Below are 22,889 nucleotides of genomic sequence, written 5' to 3'. Positions count from 1 at the left end.
CCCCCGCCGCATCCGGGCCGCGCCCCCGCCCCCGACTGCGTCCGTGTCCGAACCAGACCCCGGTTCGACCCCTCGTAACCCGCGCGCCACAATGGACGGCATGCGCCTCGACAACCGATCGACCCCTACCCCCGTAGGGGGACAGTCGGTGAAGAATCCCCAACCAGAGGATGAGCGAGCGGCCACAGCCGGTCTGGCAGACTTCTCGTCCATGGGGGAACCGACCGAGATCCACACAGCCGGCGCCGAACGTGCCGACCGGACCACGCACGGCGGTTCCGACCCGGGCGCGGCCCACACCGCCCGTACGCCCGGCGGAGCCACCCGCGTCGCCCAGTCGCCGACCGCCGCCGTCCGCAACCGCCTGCGCGAGCAACGCCGCACCCCGCGCCGTCCGCGCCTGCTCTTCGAACTCGCCCTGATCGGCCTCAGCTACTGGCTGTACTCGCTGGTCCGCAACGCCGTCCCCGAGCAGGCCGAGATCGCCCAGAAGCACGCCACCTGGGTCTGGCACCTGGAGCACACCCTCGGCATCGCCGTCGAGCGCTCCGTCAACCACGGCGTGAACTCGGTGACCTGGCTCATCGTCGGGATGAACTACTACTACGCCACCCTGCACTTCATCGTCACCATCGGCGTGCTGGTCTGGCTCTACCGCGCCCACCCCGGCCGCTACGCGGCCTCCCGGACGGTGCTGTTCGTCACCACCGGCATCGCGCTGGTCGGCTTCTACTGCTTCCCGCTGGCCCCGCCCCGGCTGATGACCGGCGGCGGTTTCGTCGACACCGTCAGCGTCCACCACACCTGGGGCTCACTGGCCTCCGGCGCCGGGGCGACGGTCTCCAACCAGTTCGCCGCGATGCCCTCCATGCACATCGGCTGGTCCACCTGGTGCGGCCTGACCGTCTTCTTCCTGGCCCGCCGCCCCTGGGTCCGCGCCCTCGGCCTGGCCTACCCCGTGGTCACCCTCAGCGTGATCGTCTCCACCGCCAACCACTTCTGGCTGGACGCGGTCGGCGGCCTGGTCTGCCTGGCCGTCGGCTTCCTGGCGGCCCGCCTCGTCTACCACACCTGGGTCTACCGCCTCCCCCGCCGCACCGGCGGGCCGGCCGACCGGGAACTGACCGTCCCCGCCCAGTGGGACACCAAGGTCGACGCGTAGCACCGCGCCCCCGCCCGGAGACCCGGGACCGGGGGCGCGGGCAACCGCGCGGGCGGCCCTACTCCCCGCCGTAGAACAGCCGCTCCACCACCCGGCGGGCCCGCCGGGTCGTCCGCCGGTACTCGTCCACCAGCTCCCCCGAGTGCCCCACCCCGTAGCCGAGGTAGCGGGCCACGCCCGCCAGCTCCCGGGCGTCCCCGGGGAAGCTGTCCCCGGCCCGGCCGCGCACCAGCATGACCGCGGCCCGGACCCGGGAGGCCAGCACCCAGGCGGCGTCCAGCACCTGCGCGTCCTCCCGGTCGACCAGGCCCGCCCCGGCCGCGGCGGCCAGCGCCGCCCTGGTCCGGGTGGTGCGCAGCTCCGGCACCGCGTGGCCGTGCCGGAGCTGGAGCAGCTGCACCGTCCACTCGACGTCCGCCAGCCCGCCGCGGCCGATCTTGGTGTGGGTGGTGGGGTCGGCGCCGCGCGGCAGCCGCTCGGTCTCGATCCGGGCCTTGATCCGGCGGATCTCCACCAGGTCCCGGTCCGGGACGCCCGCCGCGGGGTAGCGCAGCGGGTCGACCAGCTCTCGGAAGCGCGCGCCGAGCTCGGCGTCCCCGGCCATCGGCTCGGCCCGCAGCAGCGCCTGGCTCTCCCAGGCGTGCGACCAGCGCGCGTAGTACGCGGCGTAGGAGGCCAGGGTGCGGGTCAGCGGCCCGTTGCGGCCCTCGGGGCGCAGGTCGGCGTCGACCAGCAGCGGGGGTTCGACGGACGGGGCGGCCAGCAGGGTGCGCAGTTCGCCGATCACCTCGCGGGCGGCCCGGGCGGCCTCCTCGTCGCCGGCGCCGGGCTGCGGTTCGTGGACGAAGAGGACGTCCGCGTCCGAGCCGTAGCCGAGTTCGTGGCCGCCGAACCGGCCCATCGCGACGATCGCGATCCGGGCGGGCAGCTCGCCGTTGCGGGCCGCCCAGCCGTCGGCGGCGGCCCGCAGCGCGCCCTGGAGGGTGGCGGCGGTGATCGCGGTGAGCGCCTCGCCGGTGAGGTCCAGGGCGCGGGCCGGGTCCCCGTCGAGCCGGCCCAGCACGTCGGCGGCGGCGGTCCGGAACAGCTCGCGGCGCCGGACGGCCCGGACGGCGGAGACGGCGGCGGCCGGGGTCCCGGCCCGGCCGACGGCGGCCAGCACCTCCGCCTCCAGGGCGGCCCGGCCGCGCGGCAGCAGGCCGCCGGCGTCGCCCAGCATGGCGACCGCCTCGGGGGCGCGCAGCAGCAGGTCGGGGGCGAGCCGGCCGGCGGACAGCACCCGGGCGAGCTGTTCGGCGGCGGCGCCCTCGTCGCGCAGCAGCCGCAGGTACCAGGGGGTGCGGCCGAGCGCGTCGGAGACCTGGCGGAAGTTGAGCAGTCCGGCGTCGGGGTCGGCGGAGTCGGCGAACCAGCCGAGCAGCACCGGCAGCAGGGTGCGCTGGATCGCGGCCTTGCGGCTGACCCCGGAGGCGAGCGCGGAGATGTGCCGCAGCGCGGCGGCCGGGTCGGCGTAGCCCAGGGCGGCCAGCCGCTGCTTGGCGGCCTCGGTGCTGAGTCCGGCCGCGCCGGAGCCGGTGACCCGCAGTTCGGCGACCGGCAGCTCGGCGACCGCGTCCAGCAGCGGCCGGTAGAACAGCCGCTCGTGCAGCCGCCGCACCTCCACCGCGTGCCGCTTCCACTCCCGCTGGAGGGCGGCCACCGGGTCGCCCTTGGCGTCCCCGCCGAGCTGCGGGGCCATGGTGCGGGCCAGCCGGCGCAGGTCGGCCGGGTCGGTGGGCATCAGGTGGGTGCGGCGCAGCCGCTGCAACTGGATGCGGTGTTCGAGGGCGCGCAGGAAGCGGTAGGCGGCGTCCAGCGAGGCGGCGTCGGCCCGGCCGACGTAGCCGCCGTCGCTGAGCGCGGCCAGCGCCTCCAGGGTGTTGCCGCTGCGCAGCGACTCGTCGGTGCGGCCGTGCACGAGTTGCAGCAGCTGGACGGCGAACTCGACGTCGCGCAGGCCGCCGGGGCCGAGTTTCAGCTGCCGGTCGAGTTCGCCGGCCGGGATCGCGTCGACCACCCGGCGGCGCATCTGCTGCACGTCGGTGACGAAGTTCTCCCGGGCGGCGGCCTGCCACACCAGCGGGGCGATGGCCCCGGCGTAGGCGCGGCCGAGCTCGGCGTCGCCGGCGATCGGGCGGGCCTTCAGCAGGGCCTGGAACTCCCAGGTCTTGGCCCAGCGCTGGTAGTAGGCGAGGTGGCTGGCCAGGGTGCGCACCAGCGGGCCGTTGCGGCCCTCGGGGCGCAGGTTGGCGTCGACCGGCCAGATGGTGCCCTCGCCGGTGGTGTCGGAGCACAGCCGCATGGCGTGCGCGGCGAGCCGGGTGGCGGCCCGGGTCGCGGTCTGCTCCTCGACGCCCTCGCGGGCCTCGGCGACGAAGATCACGTCCACGTCGGAGACGTAGTTGAGCTCCCGGCCGCCGCACTTGCCCATGCCGATGACGGCGAGCCGGCAGGCGGCGGACGCGTCCGGGTCCTGCTCGGCGGCGAGGTCCAGGGCGGTCTGCAGGGTGGCGCCGGCCAGGTCGGCGAGTTCGGCGGCGGTCTGCGGCAGGTCGGTGGTGCCGGACAGGTCGCGGGCGGCAATCGCGAGCAGGCAGCGCCGGTAGGCGGCGCGCAGCGCGTCGGCCCGGTCGGCGTCCGGCTCGGAGCGGACCCGGCGGGTGAGCTCGCCGAGGAAGTCGCCGCGTCCGGGGTGGATGTCGCGCAGCTCGAAGGAGACCAGGGCGTGCCAGTCCCGGGGGTGCCGGGCCAGGTGGTCGGCGAGCGCGGTGGAGGCGCCCAGGACGCCGAGCAGCCGGTCGCGCAGCGGCTTGGAGGTGGTCAGGGTGTCGCGCAGGGTGTGCCGCTCGTGCGGGTCGAGCGCCTCCAGCAGCCGGGCCAGGCCGAACAGCGCCTGGTCCGGGTCGGCGGCGGCGCCCAGCGCGTCCAGCAGCACCGGGTCGGCGGCGAGACCGTGCAGCGCCGGTTCGTCCAGCAGCCGCACCGCCTGGTCGGGGTCGGAGAACCCCCGCCGCACCAGTCGGGTCTCCAGCCGGCTGACCCGGCTCCCGGCCCGTTCCTCCACCGCGCTCCCGCCTCCCACGCCCGATCCCTGCCCGAAGGACCCGCACCCCGCCCGCGGGGCCCGCTCCCTGCCCGAAGGGTACGTTCCCACCCGCCCCGCACGCGCCCCGTGACGCACCGTCGACCGGGCCCCGCTCCCCCCGCCCGCCCGTGACACCCCCGCCACCCGACTCGTTGGCCACGGGGTGACACCCTTCCTCCGCCCCTCCCCCGCGCCCTCCTCCCTCCCTTCCCCTCCTCTCCCTTCCCCGCTCCCCTCCTCCCTCCCCGCCCGGCTGCCCTCGCTCACCGGGCTGCGCTTCCTCGCCGCGCTGCTGGTGGTCTGCTACCACCTCTCCCGCCAGGTCGGCGCCCTCCCGGTGCTCAGCCCGCTGGCCTGGTACGGGCGTTCGGGCGTGACGTTCTTCTTCGTGCTCTCCGGCTTCGTGCTGGCCTGGACGTACGCCGACTCCCCCGTCCCCGCCCACCGCTTCTACCGCCGCCGACTGGCCCGGATCTGGCCGCTGCACGCGCTCACCACCGGCGCCTCGCTGGCGGTCTTCGCCGCGGTCGGCGCGGCCGTGCCGGTGACCGCCGCCCTGTGGTCGCTCCCGCTGCTGCACCCGTGGGACCGCACCACCGTGATGGGCGGCAACCCGGCCGGCTGGTCACTCGGCGACGAGGGCTGGTTCTACCTGCTCTTCCCCCTGCTGCTGCGCCTGCGCCCGGGGCTGCGCACCGCCGCGCTGTGCTGCGCGAGCGGCCCGCTGCTCTGGCTGGCCGGCTCCGCCGTCACCGACCCGTCACTGCGCAGCTGGCTGCTGGACTACCTGCCGCTCAGCCGCACCCCGCAGTTCCTGCTCGGCGTCGCCCTCGCCCTGGCCCTGCGCCGCGGCCGCCTGCCCGCCCTGCCGCTGCTCCCCACCGCCCTCGCCACGGCCGCCTTCCACCTCGCCCTGGTCCCCTGGCACCACGCCGTCCCCGACCCGGCCTGGCACAGCCCCTACATCGCCTCCCAACTCCTCTCCGCCCCGCTGTTCGCCGCCCTGATCACCGCCGCCGCCCAAGCCGACCTCCGCCACCCCGGCGGCCCGCTCACCCGCCGCCCCTGGACCCTGCTCGGCGACTGGTCCTTCGCCTGGTACCTGATCCACGAAATCACCTTCCGCCCCTGGCTCCACCACTACGGCCACCCCACCCCGGGCCTCCCCACCGCCACCACCTGGCTCCTCCTCCTCACCACCTCCCTCACCCTCGCCGCCATCCTCCACCACCTGGTCGAACACCCCCTGGAACGCCTCCTCCGCGACCACCCGACCCCGCCCGCCCCCACCCACCTGCCTCGCCCCCGCCCCACCGACGGATCGACCGGGCGTCAGGCCCCCGAAGCACCGTCCGCAGCGCGACAGCGGTAGGCCGAGCCGTCGCGGGGCAACACTCGCGCGCAGCACGGCAGTTCCGCAACCGCCGCGACGTGACCGGCGGCGGGGTCCGCGGCCTTGCGGACAACGCTCTCCCGGCCACCGCCCGGGCTCCGCGCTACCCCCGCCGCCACGGCTGCGCGAACACCGTGTAGAAGTACGGCAGGTTCTCCTCCGGCCCGTTGTCCATCCGCTTGAACACCTTCCCGATCGGGTTGCACACCTGCCCGCTCGGCAACTGCACCACCAGCGGGAACCCGAACACCGGCGCCTCCTCCCCGCCCACCTCCCGCCAGGCCGCCCCGCCCTGGCGGACCATCACCTCGCCGACGTAGCAGCCGAACGCGAACAGGGTCTCCCCGACCTGCCCGCTGCCGATGCCGCTCCCCCGGAAGTCCTCGATGATCTCGTCGACCAGCGCGAGGCTCCCCACCGAGTAGTCCAACTGCACCCCGCTGACCTGCGCCGCCGACGCCACGATGTCCGCCGCGAACCGCCCCGCGTTCGCCGCCTCCGGCGCGTACCTCAGCCGCAGTTCCATCTGCCCTCCCACCTCTCGCTCACCGGTCCAGAGGACTGCTTTCCCCCGCCCCCACCCCGTACACAACCCGGAACCGGCCGCCGGTGAAAAGCCGGGGCCCCGGCCGAGTACCCACCTCGGACCGGGGCCTGACGGAGCGTCAGCAACTGCTACAGCACCTGGAGCACCTTGCGCAGCTCGAACGGCGTGACCTCAGAGCGGTACTCCTCCCACTCCTGGCGCTTGTTGCGCAGGAAGAAGTCGAAGACGTGCTCGCCCAGGGTCTCGGCGACGAGTTCGCTGCGCTGCATGAGGTCGATGGCCTCGCCGAGGTTCTGGGGCATGGGCTGGATGCCGAGGGCGCGGCGTTCGGCGTCGGTGAGGGCCCAGACGTCGTCGTCGGCGCCGGGGGGGAGTTCGAGGTTGTCCTCGATGCCCTTGAGGCCGGCGGCGAGGGTGACGGCGTAGGCGAGGTAGGGGTTGCAGCCGGTGTCGAGGGAGCGGACCTCGATGCGGGTGGAGCCCTGCTTGCCGGGCTTGTACATGGGGACGCGGATCAGGGCGGAGCGGTTGTTGTGGCCCCAGCAGATGTAGGAGGGGGCCTCGCCGCCGGCGCCGGCGGTGCGCTGGGAGCCGCCCCAGATGCGCTTGTAGGAGTTGACCCACTGGTTGGTGACGGCGGCGGTCTCGGCGGCGTACTTGAGCAGGCCGGCGATGAAGGAGCGGCCGACCTTGGAGAGCTGGTACTCGGCGCCGGACTCGTGGAAGGCGTTGCGGTCGCCCTCGAAGAGGGAGACGTGGGTGTGCATGCCGGAGCCGGGGTGGTTGGAGAACGGCTTGGGCATGAAGCTGGCGTGGACGCCCTGTTCGAGGGCGACCTCCTTCATGACCAGGCGGAAGGTCATGATGTTGTCGGCGGTGGAGAGCGCGTCGGCGTAGCGCAGGTCGATCTCCTGCTGGCCGGGGGCGCCCTCGTGGTGGCTGAACTCGACCGAGATGCCCATGGATTCGAGCATGGTGATGGCCTGGCGGCGGAAGTCGTGGCCGATGCCGCGCGGGGTGTGGTCGAAGTAGCCGGACTGGTCGGCGGGGGTCGGCGGGGTGCCGTCGCCGGGGAGGTCCTTGAGGAGGAAGAACTCGATCTCGGGGTGGGTGTAGAAGGTGAAGCCGAGGTTGGAGGCCTTCTCCAGGGTGCGCTTGAGGACGTAGCGCGGGTCCGCGTAGGAGGGGGAGCCGTCGGGCATCAGGATGTCGCAGAACATCCGGGCGGTGCCGGGGTTCTCGGAGCGCCACGGCAGTATCTGGAAGGTGGTCGGGTCCGGCTTGGCGATCATGTCGGACTCGTAGACGCGGGCGAAGCCCTCGATCGCCGAGCCGTCGAAGCCGATGCCCTCGTCGAAGGCCTGTTCCAGTTCCGCCGGGGCCACCGCCACCGACTTGAGGAACCCGAGCACGTCGGTGAACCACAGCCGGACGAACCGGATGTCACGCTCTTCGAGCGTGCGAAGCACGAACTCCTGCTGCTTGCCCATGGGGACAGTCTCACCTCTGCTCTTTACGCCCGTGTTACGCCGCCCGCACCGGCGGCCCGGACCGGCGAGGACCTCGCACGGACCGCGTCGCCCCCCATCATGGCGGATCTTCGCCGACTTGCCGACCCCGGGAGGATCCGGACGGGAACGGCGGCGTCCGCCGTGCCGGAGGGGGTCCCCCCGCGACATAACGTCAGTTAGACGATTACACTCGGGGACATGCCGAATCTGCGTCTCGCCCTGTGCCAGATCGACCCCTGGGTCGGTGACCTCGCCCGCAACAGCGAGGAGGTGCTGCGCTGGTCGAAGCGGGCCGCCGAGTCCGGCGCCGACCTGATCGCCTTCCCGGAGATGGTGCTGACCGGGTACCCGGTGGAGGACCTGGCCTTCCGCGGCTCCTTCGTGGAGGGCTCCCGCGCCGCCCTGGTGGACCTGGCGGCCAAGCTCCGGGCCGAGGGCCTGGGCGACACCCCGGTGGTGGTCGGCTACCTGGGCCGCGGCGAGCCGGGCACCCGGTACGCGGGCAAGCCGCAGAACTGCGCGGCGGTGCTGCGCGACGGCGCGGTGGTGACCAGGTTCGCCAAGCACTTCCTGCCGAACTACGGCGTGTTCGACGAGTACCGGTACTTCGTGCCGGGCGACCAGCTGACGGTGCTGCGGCTGCACGGCGTGGACGTCGCGCTGGCGATCTGCGAGGACATCTGGCAGGAGGGCGGCCGGGTCGCGGCCACCGGCCAGGCCGGCGCGGGCCTGCTGCTGTCGATCAACGGCTCGCCGTACGAGCGCGACAAGGACGACGTCCGGCTGGAGCTGGTCCGGCGCCGGGCCGCCGAGGCGGGCTGCCCGCTGGTGTACCTGAACATGGTCGGCGCGCAGGACGAGCTGGTCTTCGACGGCGAGTCGATGGTCGTCACCGAGGGCGGCGAGCTGCTGGCCCGCGGCCCGCAGTTCGAGGAGGCGCTGCTGGTCGTCGACCTCGACCTGCCGGCCGCGGCCGAGGGCGGCCTGCCGGACGGCACGGTGCTGGCCGACGGCCTCCGGCTGACCAGGGTCGACCTGGGCGGCGCGCCGAAGGAGCGGCCCGCCGAGCCGGTCGCGCCGGGGGTCGGCGAGCGGCTGGACGACGAGGCCGAGGTGTACGCGGCCCTGGTCGAGGGCACCCGGGCGTACGTCCGCAAGAACGGCGCGCGCTCGGTGCTGATCGGCCTGTCCGGCGGCATCGACTCGGCGCTGGTGGCGGCGATCGCGGTGGACGCGATCGGCGCGGAGAACGTGTACGGCGTCTCGATGCCCTCGCGCTACTCCTCGCAGCACTCCCGGGACGACGCCGCCGAGCTGGCCCGCCGCACCGGCCTGCACTTCCGCACGGTCTCGATCGCGCCGATGTTCGACGCGTACCTGGGCGCCACCGAGCTGACCGGGCTGGCCGAGGAGAACCTGCAGTCCCGGCTGCGCGGCACGCTGCTGATGGCGATCTCCAACCAGGAGGGGCAGCTCGTCCTGGCGCCGGGCAACAAGAGCGAGCTGGCGGTCGGCTACTCGACGCTGTACGGCGACTCGGTGGGCGCGTACGGGCCGATCAAGGACGTCTACAAGACGCTGATCTTCCGGCTGGCGCGCTGGCGCAACGCGGCGGCCGAGGCGCGCGGCGAGGTGCCGCCGATCCCGGAGAACACCATCTCCAAGCCGCCGTCCGCCGAACTGCGCCCCGACCAGGTGGACACCGACTCGCTGCCCGACTACGACCTGCTGGACGCCATCCTGACCCGGTACGTGGAGGGCGACGAGGGCCGGGACGCGATCGTCGCGGCCGGCTTCCCGGCCGAGGTGGTGGACCGGGTGGTGCGGCTGGTCGACACCGCCGAGTACAAGCGCCGGCAGTACCCGCCGGGCCCGAAGGTCTCGCCGAAGAACTTCGGCCGCGACCGCCGGCTGCCCATCACCAACCGCTGGCGGCAGGGCTGAGCGGGGCGCCGGGCCGGGCCGGGCGGGGGCGGGCTGACAGCGGGGGCGCGAGGGGTTAGGGTGAGCGCCGCAGTGCGCGCCTGATCACGCCCGGCGCGCCCGGACCGAGGAGGTGGGAGAGATCACCGTGCAGGTCATCGAGGTGCTCCCCCGCCGCCGGGTCGCGGCCTGACCGGACGGGGAGCCCGCCAGGCTCTTCGAGAGGTCCCCGTGTCACTCCCCCGCACCCTCGTCACCCACACCCTCGTCACCGACCGGCTGCGCGCGGCCGGGTGCGTCTTCGCCGAGGACGAGGCCCGGCTGCTGCTGGCCGCCGCCCCCGACCCCGGACAGCTCGACCGGATGCTCGAACTCCGGTGCGCCGGGCACCCGTTGGAGCAGGTGGTGGGCTTCGCCGAGTTCGCCGGCCTGCGCGTGGCGCTCGCCCCCGGGGTGTTCGTGCCGCGCCGGCGCAGCGAGTTCCTGGTCGAGCGGGCCGCCGCGCTGGGCCGCCCCGGCGCGGTGCTGCTCGACCTGTGCTGCGGCTCGGGCGCGATCGGCGCGGCCCTGGCCGCCCGGCTCGGCCCCGGCGTCGAACTGCACGCCGCGGACGTCGACCCGGCCGCGGTGGCCTGCGCCCGCCGCAACCTGGCCCCGTACGGCGGCCTGGTCCACCTGGGCGACCTGGACGAGCCGCTGCCGCCCGCCCTGCGCGGCCGGGTCGACCTGCTGCTGGCCAACGCCCCGTACGTGCCGACCGGCGAGATCCCGCTGCTGCCGCCCGAGGCCCGCGACCACGAGCCCGCGGTGGCGCTGGACGGCGGCACCGACGGCCTGGCCGTCCAGCGCCGGGTCGCCGCGGCCGCGCCCCGCTGGCTGGCCCCCGGCGGCCACCTGCTGATCGAGACCAGCGCCCGCCAGGCCCCGGCCACCGCCGCGCTGCTGACCGGGCACGGCCTGGCGGCCCGGATCGAGCAGGACGGCGAGCGGGACGCCACCGTGGTGGTCGGCGTCAGGAGCTGACGCGGCGCTAGGGCCTGTCTTCGAACCCCCGTCGTAGCCCTGCGGCGTCTGGTGCGTGCTCTCGGCGTGCCGGGCGAAGGGCCTCGTACCGGAGTACTCGGCTCTCTGCCCGGTGCGGCGGGAGCGGGTGCCGGGCGTTGCGGGGCAGGCAGGCAGGGGTTTGAAGACAGGCCCTAGTACCGGTAGTCGGCGGCCACCGCGAGGTGGTCGCTGGCGTCGGCCGGGAGGGTGCGCGAGTCGGTGGGGACCAGGCCGCCCTTGCTGAGGATCTGGTCGATCCGGGCCAGCGGGAAGGAGGCCGGCCAGGAGAAGCCGAAGCCGTCGCCGGCCGCGCCCTGGGCGGAGCGCATCTGGGAGGTGATCGGGGCCAGGCTGCGGTCGTTCATGGTGCCGTTCAGGTCGCCGAGCAGCAGCACCTTGTCCAGCTGCTCGTGCTCGATCGCGTCCCCGAGGGCCTGGGCGCTGACGTCGCGCCGGCCGGCCGTGAAGCCGCTGTCGAACTTGACCCGCACCGAGGGCAGGTGGGCGACGTACACCGCGAGCGGGCCCTCGGGGGTGCTGACCCGGGCCCGGAAGGCCCTGGTCCAGCCCATCTTGATGTCGACCACGGCGACGCCGTCGACCGGGTAGCTGGACCACAGCCCGACGGTGCCCTCCACCACGTGGTACGGGAAGGCCCCGGCCAGCCCGGCGGCGTAGACCGGGGCCGCGGAGGCGGACAGCTCCTCCAGCGCGACGATCTCGGCGCCGGAGCCGGTGAGCATCCGGATGGTGCCCTGCGGGTCGTCGTTGGCGGCGGCCACGTTGTGGGTGAGCACGGTGAAGTCGCCCGGCCCGCTGCTCTTGTCGACCAGCAGCGCGCCGAACAGGTTCAGCCACACCGCGCCGGGCAGCAGCGCGGCCACCAGCGCCACCCCGGCCCGCCGCCACAGCGCGAGCGCCAGCAGCACCGGGACGGCCAGCCCCAGCCAGGGCAGGAAGGTCTCCAGCAGGCTGCCCGTGTTGCCGACCGCGTTGGGCACCTGGGCGTGGCCCACCAGCAGCCCGGTGACCAGCAGGCCGAGCACGGTGAGCGGCCACCCCCGGCGCCGGTCGAACCAGCGGCGCAGCCTCTCCCGCCGGGCCCCGCCCCGTCCGTCCCGCACCGCCGCCACCGCCGGGCCGTCCGCCCGCACCATCGTCCGCTCCTCGCCGCCGCACCCGGCCGGCTCTCCCGCCGACCCCGTCCCTGACCTGCTCCGATCCGATTCTCGGCTCAGCCTATGACGGGATGGACGCGGCGAAGCGCCCCGGAAGTTCCGAGGTGTGCCGAACGGGACGGAAGAAACGGAGGAGGACGGGCGAAAGGGCGGGGCGGAGGGGCGGCCGGGACGGGTCAGTGCACGGGGGACGGGGCGGGCCGGGCGCCGATGCCCTGGAGGACGGCGTCGACCATCTGCCGGGGCAGGTCCGGGTCCTCCAGCGGGGCGTCGTCCCACAGGACGGTGCGGACCAGGATCGGGCCGATCAGCAGCTCGCAGAGCAGCTCGACGTCCAGGTCGGAGCGGAGTTCGCCCGCCTCGACGCCGCGCCGGACGATCTGCCGGACCAGCTCGCGCCGCGGCCGGACCACCCGTTCCTGGTAGGTGTGCTTGAGCTCCGGCCAGGTGTTCATCTGGCCGAGCGCGGACTTGACGATCCAGCGGGAGCGCTTGAGCAGGCCGCGCCGGCGCATGTAGTCGACGGCGTTGATCAGGTCGTCCCGGTAGGTCGGGCCGAGCAGCGGGGGCAGCGGCTCCTCCAGCCGGGCCACCACGTCCACCAGCAGGGCCTCCTTGTTGGGCCAGCGCCGGTAGATGGTGGCCTTGCCGACGCCCGCCTCGGCGGCGATCCGCTCGATGGACAGCTCGGCCAGGCCGGTGCCGTCCTCCATCAGCTTCTCGACGGCGCCGTAGATCGCCTGCTCGGCCGCCTCGCTGCGCGGGCGGCCCCGCCGGGGAGCGTCCTGCTCCCCGGCGGGGCCGTGGCACGGCTGGAGCGGAGTGTCGGCGCTCGTCATGGCCCTATTCTCCACCCTCGCGGTCACACCTTGGCGGTGCTCGCGCCGGAGCCGGTCCGGTCCTGCGGGCCGGCCGCCGGGGCGCCCGGGCCGCCGGGACCGGCCACCTTGCCGGGCAGCAGGAGCAGGGCCAGCACCGCGCCCAGCACGGTGACGCCGGCCGAGACGCCGGAGACCACGTGCATGGCGTGGATGAAGGCGTCCTTCGCCGGGTCCACCAGGGCGGGCAGCTGGAGCCGCTCGGCCACCCCGAGGGTGGACTCGATCGACTCGCCGGCCCGGTCGCGGACCGGGGCCGGGACGGCGGACAGGTGGTCGTCCATGCCGTTGCGGTAGACCGTGGAGAGCAGCGCGCCGAGCACCGCGATGCCGAGCGAGCCGCCGACCTGGCGGAAGGTGTTGTTCAGCGCGGAGCCGGCGCCGGCCTTCTCGCGCGGCAGCGCGCCCATGATGGCGACCGTCACCGGCGGCATCACGTGCGCCATGCCGGCGCCCATCACGAAGCCGAGCACGATCAGCAGCCAGATCGGGCTGGTCGCGGTCAGGAAGGCGTAGCCGAGGAAGCCGAGGGTGACCAGCAGCATGCCGCCGGCGCAGGTCAGCCGGATGCCGAACCGGTCGACCACCAGGCGGGCCCGGGGCGCGAAGACCAGCTGGGCGACGGCCAGCGGCAGCATCAGCTCGCCGGCCTGCAGGGCGCTGTAGCCGCGCACGCTCTGGGTGTAGAAGACGCCGAAGAACGAGACGCCCATCAGCGCGAAGAACACGATGCCGACCACGGCGATCGAGGCCGAGAACACCTTGTTGCGGAACCAGGTGACGTCCAGCGCCGGGTGCCGGCTGTGCTTCTCGAACAGCACGAAGGCGACCAGGGCCAGCAGGCCGATCAGGGTCGGGACCCACGCCTTCGGGTCGGTGAAGTCGGCCAGCTCGCCGCCCTTGATGATGCCGTAGATCAGCGCCACCAGGCCGATGATGGAGAGCAGCACGCCGATCGGGTCGAGCTTGCCGGGGTTGGGGTCCTTGGAGTCCGGGACCAGCCAGCCCATCAGGCCGAGCGCCACGATCACGATCGGGACGTTCACCAGGAAGACCGAGCCCCACCAGAAGTGCTCGATCAGCAGGCCGCCGGTGATCGGGCCGATGGCGATGGCCAGGCCGACCGCGCCGGCCCAGATGCCGATCGCCTTGGGCTGCTCGTGCCGCTCGAAGACGTTCATGATGATGGCCAGCGTGGCGGGCATCACGAAGGCGCCGCCGAGGCCCATCACCGCGCGGTAGCCGATCAGTTCGCCCGGGCTGGCGGCCAGCGCGGAGAGCAGCGAGCCGAGGCCGAAGACCAGCATGCCGGCCAGCAGCGTCCACTTCCGGCCGAACCGGTCGCCGAGCAGGCCGGCGGTGAACAGCAGGCCCGCGAAGACCAGCGTGTAGGAGTTGATCGCCCATTCCAGGTCGCTCTGGCTCGCGCCGAGGCCCACCGGGGCGGGGGTGGCGATGGTCTTCATCGCCACGTTGAGGATCGAGTTGTCGAGGACGACGACGAGCAGGGCGAGCACCAGGGTGCCCAGGATCCACCAGCGTCGGCGGTGTATTGCTTCGGGCACCCGGGGTGCCTGGACAGCGGCGGTCGGCGAGGTCATACGAACAGCCTAGACGCCTTTTCAATACGAGACCGTCTCGTATTGAGGTTCCGGAGGCCAAGGAAAGGCAAAGACTTCCCCAAGGGTCCCCGGCCCCCCGCGCACGCCGGGGCCCCCCGACCCTTTGCGCACGGCCCGCGGCGTGCAAGCATGGAGCCAGATCCGGGGACGCCGTACGGCGCCACGAGACGACACACACCAGGAGTCTGTTCGATGAACGCTTCTCCGCTTCAGCCTGCCCAGACGCAGGACGCCCCCGCCGGCACCGCTCCCGCCGGCACCGCCCTCTACGGCGGCGTCACCAACCGCCGGGTGACCGTCCGGGACCTCGCCAGGGCCAAGCGCGACGGCGAACGCTGGGCGATGCTGACCGCCTACGACGCCCTCACCGCCGGGGTCTTCGACGAGGCCGGCATCCCGGTCCTGCTGGTCGGCGACTCGGCGGGCAACTGCCACCTCGGCTACGAGACCACCGTACCGGTGACCATGGACCAGATGGTGATGATGTCCGCCGCCGTGGTCCGCGGCACCGAGCGCGCCCTCATCGTCGCCGACCTGCCCTTCGGCTCCTACCAGGAGTCCCCGGCCCAGGCCCTGCACAACGCCGCCCGCCTGATGAAGGAGGCCGGCGTCCAGGCCGTCAAGCTGGAGGGCGGCGAGCGCAGCGCCCGCAGCATCGAGCTGCTCGTCGAGGCGGGCGTCCCGGTGATGGCCCACATCGGCCTCACCCCGCAGTCCGTGCACGCCTTCGGCGGCTACCCCGTCCAGGGCCGCGGCGACGAGGCGGCGCACCAGCTGCTGCGCGACGCGAAGGCCGTCCAGCAGGCCGGCGCCTTCGCCGTCGTCCTGGAGGCCGTCCCCGCGGAGCTCGCGGCGCAGGTCACCGAGCACTCCGCGATCCCCACCGTCGGCATCGGCGGCGGCCCCGGCACCGACGCGCAGGTCCTGGTCTGGACCGACTTCGCCGGCATGACGGCCGGCCGCGTCCCCAAGTTCGTCAAGCAGTACGCGAACCTCCGCGCGACGCTGGCCCAGGCCGCGGCCGAGTTCGCCACCGACGTCCGCGAGGGCGCCTTCCCCGGCCCGGAGCACAGCTTCAACTAGCGCCCCGGCACCCCTGGGACCCCCCGTCAGCCCGCTGTCAGCCCGCCTGACAGCGGGCTGACAGCGTCGTGACAGCCGGGCCCGGCACGGTGTTCCCATGACACGAATCGAGCGCAACGCCGTGGAGGTCCACGGCATCGTGAAGCACTACGGGGAGACGAAGGCCCTGGACGGGGTCGACCTGACGGTGCGCGAGGGGACGGTGCTGGGGCTGCTCGGGCCGAACGGGGCCGGGAAGACCACCCTGGTGCGGGTGCTGTCGACGCTGATCAAGCCGGACGCGGGCACCGCGTTCGTCGGCGGCTACGACGTGCTGCGCCAGCCCAAGCAGCTGCGCCGCACCATCGGCCTGACCGGCCAGTACGCCTCGGTGGACGAGCTGCTGTCGGGCTACGAGAACCTGTACCTGATCGGACGCCTGCTGGACCTGTCCGCGAAGGACGCCAAGGCCCGCGCCGCCGAGCTGCTGGAGCGCTTCTCGCTCACCGAGGCGGCCAAGCGGCCCGCCAAGGGCTACTCGGGCGGCATGCGCCGCCGGCTGGACCTCGCGGCCTCGATGATCGGCCGCCCCCGGGTGCTCTACCTGGACGAGCCCACCACCGGCCTCGACCCGCGCACCCGCAACGAGGTCTGGGACGAGGTGCAGCGGATGGTCGGCGAGGGGTCGACGGTGCTGCTGACCACCCAGTACATGGAGGAGGCCGAGCAGCTCGCGCACGCCCTGACCGTGATCGACAAGGGCAGGGTGATCGCCAACGGCGGCGTCGAGGAGCTCAAGACGCAGGTCGGCGGGCAGAGCCTGCAGGTGCGGCCGACCGACCCGGCGCAGCTGCCGGAGATGGCCCGGGTGCTCCAGGAGGCCGGCGTCCCGGCCACCTTCTCGGCCGAGTCGGAGCTGCTGTCGGTGCACCTGACCGACGACGGGCAGCTGACCACCGTGATCGGGGTGCTGGGCACCCGCGGCTACGGGGTGGCCGGCATCGACACCAAGCTGCCCAGCCTGGACGAGGTGTTCCTGTCCATCACCGGCAAGTCCGCCGTCCCCGCCCAGACCCGTGACAAGGAGCCCGTCGCATGAGCACCGCCACCCTGAACCCCGCCCCGGCGCCGGCCGCCGTCACCGAGGACGACACCCGGATCGGCCTGCGGGCCAACCTGCGCCACCTGGGCGCGCTGACCCGCCGGAACCTGATGCGGATCAAGGCCGACCCGGAGTCGATGCTGGACGCGCTGCTGGTCCCGGTCATCATGATCCTGCTGTTCGTCTACGTGTTCGGCGGCGCGATGGCCGGCGGACAGCACCAGTACATGCAGTACATGGTGCCCGGCCTGCTCGGCACCACCGGCCTCAACCTGGCGATGGCGCTGGGCACCGGCCTGAACACCGACTTCCAGACCGGCGTGATGGACCGCTTCCGCACCCTGCCGATCGGGCGCTCCGCGGTGCTGCTGTCGAAGATGATCGCGGAGACGCTGCGGGCGGTGGTCGCCTTCGCGGTGCTGATCGGCTTCGCGATGGCCCTCGGGATGGACATCGACGGCGGCCCGTTGAAGCTGCTGGCCGCGGTCGGCCTGTCGCTGGTGTTCGGCTCCTCGCTGATGTGGGTGTCGATGCTGCTGGGCATGTCGCTGCGCAGCGCCCAGGCCGTGCAGGGCATGTCGATGATCGTGATGATGCCGCTGCAGTTCGGCAGCTCGATCTTCGCCGACCCGACCACCATGCCGGGCTGGCTGCAGGCGTTCACCAAGCACAACCCGCTGTCCGCGCTGGCCGACGCCTGCCGCGCCCTGATCAACGACCAGCCGGTGGGCAACTCGGTGGTGACGGTGCTGCTCTGGGCGGCGGCGATCACCGTGGTGACCGCGCCGCTGGCGGTGGCCCGCTTCCGCAAGCGCACCTGACGGTGGGTCAGCAGGACCCGGCGCCGAACGGGCCGGGATCGTTCAACAGGGCGGACGCCTCACGCAGCGTGAGGCGTCCGCCCCGCTCGTACGCGGCCAGGTAGTCGTCCCCGCCCAGCAGTTCGCGGGCCGCGGCGACGCACCGGGCGTGCTCGCTGCGCTCCATGAACGAGCCGGGCATGCCGCTGATGCCGTCGTGGGCGCCGAGCAGTTCGGCGGCGCGGCGGGCGGCGGCCGGCTCGTCGAACGCGCGGGCGTACTCGACCAGGGCGCCGGCCACCGGGGTCATCAGCATCATCGCCATGTGCTCGACGAAGACGGTGGCGCCGGCCTCGACCTCGGTCATCGCGCGGCGCCCGGCCCGCATCAGCTCCAGCCCGGCCACCGGGTCGCCGGCCCGGGCCACCACCCAGCCGCGGATGCAGCCGACGATGCCGGTGAACACCGAGGGCACCGGGCCGCGCGCGCCGGGGTCGACCGGCAGCTCGTCGAGCACCGCGAGCGCCCCGGCGTAGTCGCCGCGCCGCGCGGACAGGTTGCACAGCACCAGCCGCCCGTACATCCGGGCGCCCTCGGCGTCGGTCCGGTCCTCGGACGCGGCGGCGACCGCCTCGCGGACCATCCGCTCGCCGGCCTCCGGGTCGCGCTCGGCCAGCACCTCGCCGAGCCGGGCCCGCAGCATCGGGACCTCCTGGTGGGCGCCGAGCTGGACGGAGAGCTCGATGGCCTGCCGGAAGGCCGCCTCGGCCTGGGCGGCGTCGCCGGACTTGGTGGCGTTCTCGGCCTTGCCGGAGAGCGCGTCGGACATGCCCCAGCGGTCGCCCAGCGCGGTGTAGAGGGCGAGCGCCTCCTCGCTGTCGGCGATCGCCTGGTCCAGCGCGCCGGCCAGGTCGTTGAGCAGCCGGGCCCGCAGTTGCAGGGCGAAGGCCAGGTCGAGCGGGCCGCCGTGCACCCGGGCGCCGGCCACCGCGTCGTCCATCACCTCGCGGGTGCGCTCCATCTCGCCGGTGAGGAAGACGGTGAACACCCGGGCGAGCACCGGCTGCCGGTAGGACTGCGGCAGGTCGGGGGTGTAGGTGGCCAGGATGCGTTCGGCGGTGTCCAGCGCGCCCGAGCTGTCGAGCAGGCCCAGGTCGCCGGAGAACAGGCTGATCAGCCGGTGCAGGCCGAGCTGGCGGCGGGCCTCGTCGAGCAGTTCGGGCGGCATCGGCAGCGGCGCGTCCAGCGGCCCGGCGGTGAGCGGGACGGCCGGCGGGGCGTCGTCGGCGTACGGGTCGGGGCCGAGCGCGGCGACCGCGTCGTACCAGGAGCGGGACTCGGCGCGGTAGTCGCGCAGCATCCAGTAGCCGGCCATCGACAGGACCAGGACGAGGCCCTCCTGCTCCCGGCCGGTGTCGACGGCGCGGCGCAGCGCGGCCCGGACGTTCTCCTGCTCGCGGTCGAGGCGGGCGAGTTCGTCGAGCTGACCGGGGCCGTGCAGGTTCAGGTAGGCGGTGCGGCTGAGTTCGCGGTAGTGGGCGGTGTGGCGGTGGCCGGTCTCGGGTTCGGCGGCCTCGGCGAGGCGTTCGGCGGCGTACTCGTGGATGGTCTCCAGCATCCAGTAGCGGGGCTGCTCGCCCAGCCCGGCCACCAGCAGGGACTTGTCGACCAGCGAGAGCAGCAGGTCGGCGACCTCCTCGCGGCGCACCAGCTCGCCGTCGGCGACGACCTGCTCGGCGGCCTCCAGGGTGCAGCCGCCGGCGAACACCGACAGCCGGCGCAGCGCGGCGCGCTCGCGGTCGCCGAGCAGGTCCCAGGACCAGTCGACGACGGCGCGCAGGGTCTGCTGGCGGGGCAGCAGGGTCCGGGAGCCCGCCGTGAGCAGGGCGAACCGGGAGTCGAGGCGGTCCGCGAGCTGGCGCGGGGTCATGCCGCGCAGCCGGGCGGCGGCCAGTTCGATGGCCAGCGGCAGGCCGTCCAGGCGGCGGCAGATCTCGGCGCAGGCGGCCGGGTCCTGGTCGGTGCGGAAGCCGGGGCGGGCGGCGGCGCCGCGCTCGGCGAGCAGGCGCAGCGCGGTCGGGTCGGGCAGCGGCTCGACCGGCAGCACGGACTCGCCGGGGACGCCGAGCGGTTCGCGGCTGGTGGCGAGCACGGTGACGCCGGGGCAGTCGGCGAGCAGCCGGTCGGCGAGGTCGGCGGCGGCCTGGATGACGTGCTCGCAGTTGTCGAGCAGCAGCAGGACGCGGCGGCGGCCGAGGTGGTCGACCAGCCGGGAGACCGGGTCCTTGCGGCCGCCCTCGATGGCCTCGGCGACAGCGCCGCCGGTGTGCAGCACGGTCTCGCGCAGGCCGAGCGCGGAGGCGACGGCGTCGGGGACGGCGGCCGGGTCCTCCAGCGGGGCGAGTTCGACCTGCCAGACGCCGCCGGGCCAGCGGGCGGCGTCCTGCTCGCGGCGGCCGGCCTCGACCGACAGCCTGGTCTTGCCGGAGCCGCCGGGGCCGGTCAGGGTGGTGAGCCGGCCGGCCGTCAGGGCGTCGGCCACGGTGGTGAGTTCGCCGTCCCGGCCGACGAAGCTGGTCCGGCCGGGACGGAGGTTGCCGGCCGCCGGGGCGGTCGGCGGCGCGGCGGCGGGGGCCGGGGCGGGGGGCGCCTCGGCGCGCAGCAACTCCTGGTGCAGGGCGCGCAGTTCGGGGCCGGGGTCGGTGCCGAGCCGGTCGGCCAGGGTGCGCCGGACCTCCTCGTAGCGGCCGAGCGCCTCGGCGGTGCGGCCGGCGGCCCGCAGGGCGCGCAGCTGGAGGGCCTGGAGCTGCTCGTCGAAGGGGTGGTCGCGGCAGAGTTCGGCGAGTTCGGCGGTGACCTCGGCGGTGCGGCCGAGGGCGAGCGCGGCGGTCAGCCGGTGCCGGCGGGCCTCCGCGCGCTGGTCCTCCAGGCGGGCGGCGGGGGCGGTGCGGTCGGGCAGGTCGGCCAGGGCCGGGCCGCGCCAGAGCGCGAGCGCGGCGGTGAGCTGCTCGGCGGCGGCGGCCGGGTCGCCGTCCCGGAGGGCGCGGGCGCCGTCGGCGGCCCGGCGCTGGAACTCGGCGACGTCGGTGCGCGGGTCGGTCAGCCAGTACCCGGCGGGCCCGGAGCCGATCTCGGCCCGGCCCACCGTGCGGCGCAGCCGGCCGACCAGGGTCTGCAGCGCGGCGGCGGCGTCCTGCGGCGGCTCGTCGGCCCACACCTCGTCGGCGAGCAGCTCGGCGGGCACGGGACGGCCCTGGCGCAGGGCGAGCGCGGCCAGCAGGGCGCGCAGCCGGGCGCCGCCGAGCGCGACCGGGGTGCCGTCGTCGTGGTGGGCGGTGGTGGTGCCGAGGATGCCGTAGTGCACCCGCCCATTCTGGGGGACGCACCGGGGGCCGGGCGCACACCCGTGCGGAACGCCCGGCCGGGGGCCGGCCCGGGAGCCGGTCGGGGGCCCGGCCGGGGGGCCCGGCCGGGGCGGAACGTCCGTCCGCTCCCGTGCGTTCACCCGGGGCCGCTTGTCTGCCGCGCCCGGTCGGCGGCATGATCGGACGCCTGTCCCGCCCCCCATCCCCGGAGCCCTCTCGTCATGACCTACGCCAGCACCGGCCAGCGCAGCGCGGAGGGCCGGGTCAGCCCGATCTTCCTGGCGCTGGCCGGCACCTTCCTCGCCTCCGGCATCGCGCTGGCCTCGGGCTGGGGCAACGACCGGATGGGCGTGTTCCTGTTCGTGGTGGCGGGCTGGATGGTCTCGCTCTGCCTGCACGAATACGCGCACGCCCGCACCGCGCTGGCCGGCGGCGACCTCACGGTCGGCACCAAGGGCTACCTGACCCTGAACCCGCTGAAGTACGGGCACGTGGTGCTGAGCTTCGTGCTGCCGGTGGTCTTCGTGATCATGGGCGGGATCGGCCTGCCCGGCGGCGCGGTGTACATCGAGCGGGACCGGATCTCCGGCCGGCTCAAGCACAGCCTGATCTCGGCGGCCGGGCCGCTGGTGAACGTGGCGTTCGGCGTGGTGACGCTGGTGCTGATCAGCCAGGGCTGGTTCGACAACCCGGACCTGCCGTCGAGCGCCGACGGCATCGAGTACCCGCTCTCGCCGCTGCCGGCCGCGCTGGGCTTCCTCGCCTACCTCCAGGTCACCGCGGCGATCCTGAACCTGCTGCCGGTGCCCGGCCTGGACGGCTACGGCATCGTCGAGCCCTGGCTGTCGTACCGGACCCGCCGGACGATCGCGCCGTACGCGCCGTACGGCATGCTGCTGCTGTTCGCGCTGGTGTGGCAGAGCCAGGTCGGGCAGTGGCTCCAGGAGGGGACGCTGCACGTCTTCGACCTGTTCGGCGTCGACCCGGTCTACCCGGCGCTCGGCGACCACCTGTTCCGGTTCTGGCAGAACTAGAACGGGCGGGAGCCGGCGGTCCGGTGGCGGCTCAGCCCCGGTCGGCGGCGGTCGCGGCGCGGCGCTCGGCGCGGTCCTTGCGGACGTGGTACCAGGCGATGTTGCTGGCCACGCCCGCCATCAGGATCCACACCACGCCCAGCCAGTTGCCCTTGACGAAGGAGACCACCGCGGCGGTCACCGCCAGGACGAGGACGATCGAGGCGTACAGGGCGTTGCGGGGCATGGCGGGGGCTCCTCGGAGTGGCGGTGTGCCCGGCCATTCTCGCCGACCGAACGGGTCCGCCGGGCCCGGGGGTGGGACCCGGCGGGGCGCGGGCGGGGCCGCGGCGCGCGCCGGGCTCACACGTCGGTGATCCGCAGGCCCGCGTGGGCCTTGTAGCGGCGGTTGACCGAGATCAGGTTGGCGACCAGCGACTCCACCTGGTGGGCGTTGCGCAGCCGCCCGGCGAAGACGCCGCGCATGCCGGGGATCCGGGAGGCCAGCGCCTGCACGGTGTCGGTGGCGGCCCGGTCCTCGCCGAGCACCATCACGTCGGTGTCGATCCGCTCCACGCCCTCGTCCTGGAGCAGCACCGCCGACAGGTGGTGGAAGGCGGCGGTGACGGTGGAGTCGGGCAGCAGCGCGGCGGCCTGCTGGGCGGCCGAGCCCTCGGGGACCTGGAGCGGGTAGGCGCCCTGCTTGTCGAAGCCCAGCGGGTTGACGCAGTCCACCACGATCTTCCCGGCGAGTTCGGCGCGCAGCGAGGTCAGCGTCTCGGCGTGGCCGTCCCACGGCACCGCGACGATCACCACGTCGCTGGCGGCGGCGCAGGCCGCGTTGTCGGCGCCGCGGATGCCCAGGCCCAGTTCGGCGGCGCAGGCCGCGGCGCGTTCGGCGCTGCGGGAGCCGACCACCACCTGCTGTCCGGCCCTGGCCAGCCGCAGGGCGAGGCCGCGGCCCTGGTCGCCGGTGCCGCCGATGACCCCCACCACGAGGTGGGAGACGTCGGGCAGGTTCCGGCCGGGTCCGGCCGTCGCGTCCGGGGCCGTCGCGTCCGGGGCCGTCTCGTCAGCCGCCGTCGCGGGCACTGCCGTCGCGTTCACTGAATCGGGTTGCGTCATGGCCAAGATCCTGCCAAACCGGGCGTCGGGGCAGCATGCT

The 22,889-nt window shown here is 74.4% G+C and carries 17 protein-coding genes; 8 read left to right on the top strand and 9 right to left on the bottom strand.

Annotated elements, in window-relative coordinates; all coding sequences use genetic code 11:
- Window positions 1-211 precede the first annotated feature (211 nt).
- Window positions 212-1,162 (top strand): phosphatase PAP2 family protein, encoded by a 951-nt coding sequence (locus ACIP60_RS21860; RefSeq protein WP_400686877.1) that lies wholly within the window; start codon window positions 212-214, stop codon window positions 1,160-1,162.
- A 58-nt stretch (window positions 1,163-1,220) separates the two neighbouring features.
- Here ACIP60_RS21860 and ACIP60_RS21855 read toward each other — a convergent pair whose 3' ends face one another.
- Window positions 1,221-4,283: a bifunctional [glutamine synthetase] adenylyltransferase/[glutamine synthetase]-adenylyl-L-tyrosine phosphorylase gene (locus ACIP60_RS21855; protein WP_400686875.1), complete on the bottom strand. Its 3,063-nt coding sequence runs from the start codon at window positions 4,281-4,283 to the stop codon at window positions 1,221-1,223.
- Window positions 4,284-4,449: 166 nt separating this feature from the next.
- Between ACIP60_RS21855 and ACIP60_RS21850 the strand changes: the two genes are divergently transcribed.
- Window positions 4,450-5,658, top strand: a complete 1,209-nt coding sequence (locus tag ACIP60_RS21850; protein WP_400686873.1) for an acyltransferase family protein — start codon at window positions 4,450-4,452, stop codon at window positions 5,656-5,658.
- Between the two features lie 124 nt (window positions 5,659-5,782).
- Here the strand turns inward: ACIP60_RS21850 and ACIP60_RS21845 are convergent, their stop codons facing one another.
- Together ACIP60_RS21845 and glnA are read right to left on the bottom strand one after the other, a co-directional pair.
- Window positions 5,783-6,205, bottom strand: a complete 423-nt coding sequence (locus ACIP60_RS21845) for a hypothetical protein (RefSeq protein ID WP_400686871.1) — start codon at window positions 6,203-6,205, stop codon at window positions 5,783-5,785.
- A 149-nt stretch (window positions 6,206-6,354) separates the two neighbouring features.
- Complete coding sequence (gene glnA / locus ACIP60_RS21840) at window positions 6,355-7,716, bottom strand: type I glutamate--ammonia ligase (RefSeq protein ID WP_400686869.1); 1,362 nt, start codon at window positions 7,714-7,716, stop codon at window positions 6,355-6,357.
- A 219-nt stretch (window positions 7,717-7,935) separates the two neighbouring features.
- Between glnA and ACIP60_RS21835 the strand changes: the two genes are divergently transcribed.
- Window positions 7,936-9,681, top strand: a complete 1,746-nt coding sequence (locus ACIP60_RS21835; RefSeq protein ID WP_400686867.1) for an NAD+ synthase — start codon at window positions 7,936-7,938, stop codon at window positions 9,679-9,681.
- A gap of 210 nt (window positions 9,682-9,891) precedes the next feature.
- Window positions 9,892-10,683 carry a putative protein N(5)-glutamine methyltransferase gene (locus ACIP60_RS21830; protein WP_400686865.1) on the top strand — a complete coding sequence of 264 codons (792 nt, stop codon included), beginning with the start codon at window positions 9,892-9,894 and terminating at the stop codon, window positions 10,681-10,683.
- Between the two features lie 173 nt (window positions 10,684-10,856).
- Here the strand turns inward: ACIP60_RS21830 and ACIP60_RS21825 are convergent, their stop codons facing one another.
- The 3 genes from ACIP60_RS21825 to ACIP60_RS21815 form a co-directional block, all read right to left on the bottom strand.
- Window positions 10,857-11,861: an endonuclease/exonuclease/phosphatase family protein gene (locus ACIP60_RS21825; RefSeq protein WP_400686863.1), complete on the bottom strand. Its 1,005-nt coding sequence runs from the start codon at window positions 11,859-11,861 to the stop codon at window positions 10,857-10,859.
- 197 nt (window positions 11,862-12,058) lie between these two features.
- Window positions 12,059-12,721, bottom strand: a complete 663-nt coding sequence (locus tag ACIP60_RS21820; RefSeq protein ID WP_100835961.1) for a TetR/AcrR family transcriptional regulator — start codon at window positions 12,719-12,721, stop codon at window positions 12,059-12,061.
- A 23-nt stretch (window positions 12,722-12,744) separates the two neighbouring features.
- Entirely contained in the window at window positions 12,745-14,361 is a 1,617-nt protein-coding gene (locus ACIP60_RS21815) for an MFS transporter (RefSeq protein ID WP_400686860.1), read from the bottom strand.
- 213 nt (window positions 14,362-14,574) lie between these two features.
- On the opposite strand from ACIP60_RS21815, the gene panB reads away from it, so the two are divergent.
- The 3 genes from panB to ACIP60_RS21800 all read left to right on the top strand — a co-directional run bounded on the left by panB (window position 14,575) and on the right by ACIP60_RS21800 (window position 17,367).
- A complete protein-coding gene (gene panB, locus ACIP60_RS21810) occupies window positions 14,575-15,465 on the top strand; it encodes a 3-methyl-2-oxobutanoate hydroxymethyltransferase (RefSeq protein WP_400686858.1) in 891 nt (296 codons plus the stop codon).
- Between the two features lie 97 nt (window positions 15,466-15,562).
- The gene (locus ACIP60_RS21805; protein ID WP_400686856.1) at window positions 15,563-16,543 is read left to right on the top strand and encodes an ATP-binding cassette domain-containing protein; all 981 of its coding nucleotides are present in this window, start codon (window positions 15,563-15,565) and stop codon (window positions 16,541-16,543) included.
- Complete coding sequence (locus ACIP60_RS21800) at window positions 16,540-17,367, top strand: ABC transporter permease (RefSeq protein ID WP_111553618.1); 828 nt, start codon at window positions 16,540-16,542, stop codon at window positions 17,365-17,367. Before ACIP60_RS21805 ends, ACIP60_RS21800 begins: the two co-directional genes overlap by 4 nt.
- A 7-nt stretch (window positions 17,368-17,374) precedes the next feature.
- Here the strand turns inward: ACIP60_RS21800 and ACIP60_RS21795 are convergent, their stop codons facing one another.
- Window positions 17,375-20,710: an ATP-binding protein gene (locus ACIP60_RS21795; RefSeq protein ID WP_400686853.1), complete on the bottom strand. Its 3,336-nt coding sequence runs from the start codon at window positions 20,708-20,710 to the stop codon at window positions 17,375-17,377.
- A gap of 222 nt (window positions 20,711-20,932) precedes the next feature.
- Here ACIP60_RS21795 and ACIP60_RS21790 point away from each other — a divergent pair, with 222 nt between their 5' ends.
- The gene (locus ACIP60_RS21790) at window positions 20,933-21,745 is read left to right on the top strand and encodes a site-2 protease family protein (protein WP_400686851.1); all 813 of its coding nucleotides are present in this window, start codon (window positions 20,933-20,935) and stop codon (window positions 21,743-21,745) included.
- 31 nt (window positions 21,746-21,776) lie between these two features.
- On the opposite strand, the gene ACIP60_RS21785 is transcribed toward ACIP60_RS21790, so the two are convergent.
- Window positions 21,777-21,971 carry a hypothetical protein gene (locus tag ACIP60_RS21785; protein WP_100835967.1) on the bottom strand — a complete coding sequence of 65 codons (195 nt, stop codon included), beginning with the start codon at window positions 21,969-21,971 and terminating at the stop codon, window positions 21,777-21,779.
- A gap of 116 nt (window positions 21,972-22,087) precedes the next feature.
- Window positions 22,088-22,849, bottom strand: coding sequence for an NADPH-dependent F420 reductase (gene npdG, locus ACIP60_RS21780; RefSeq protein ID WP_400686849.1), 762 nt, complete (start codon window positions 22,847-22,849; stop codon window positions 22,088-22,090).
- Window positions 22,850-22,889: the final 40 nt, after the last annotated feature.

The organism is Kitasatospora sp. NPDC088783, from assembly GCF_044750705.1.
Classification (GTDB): Bacteria; Actinomycetota; Actinomycetes; order Streptomycetales; family Streptomycetaceae; genus Kitasatospora; species Kitasatospora fiedleri.
The sequence above is the reverse complement of the archived record's forward strand: the minus strand, read 5'-3'. Positions and strand labels throughout refer to the sequence as shown.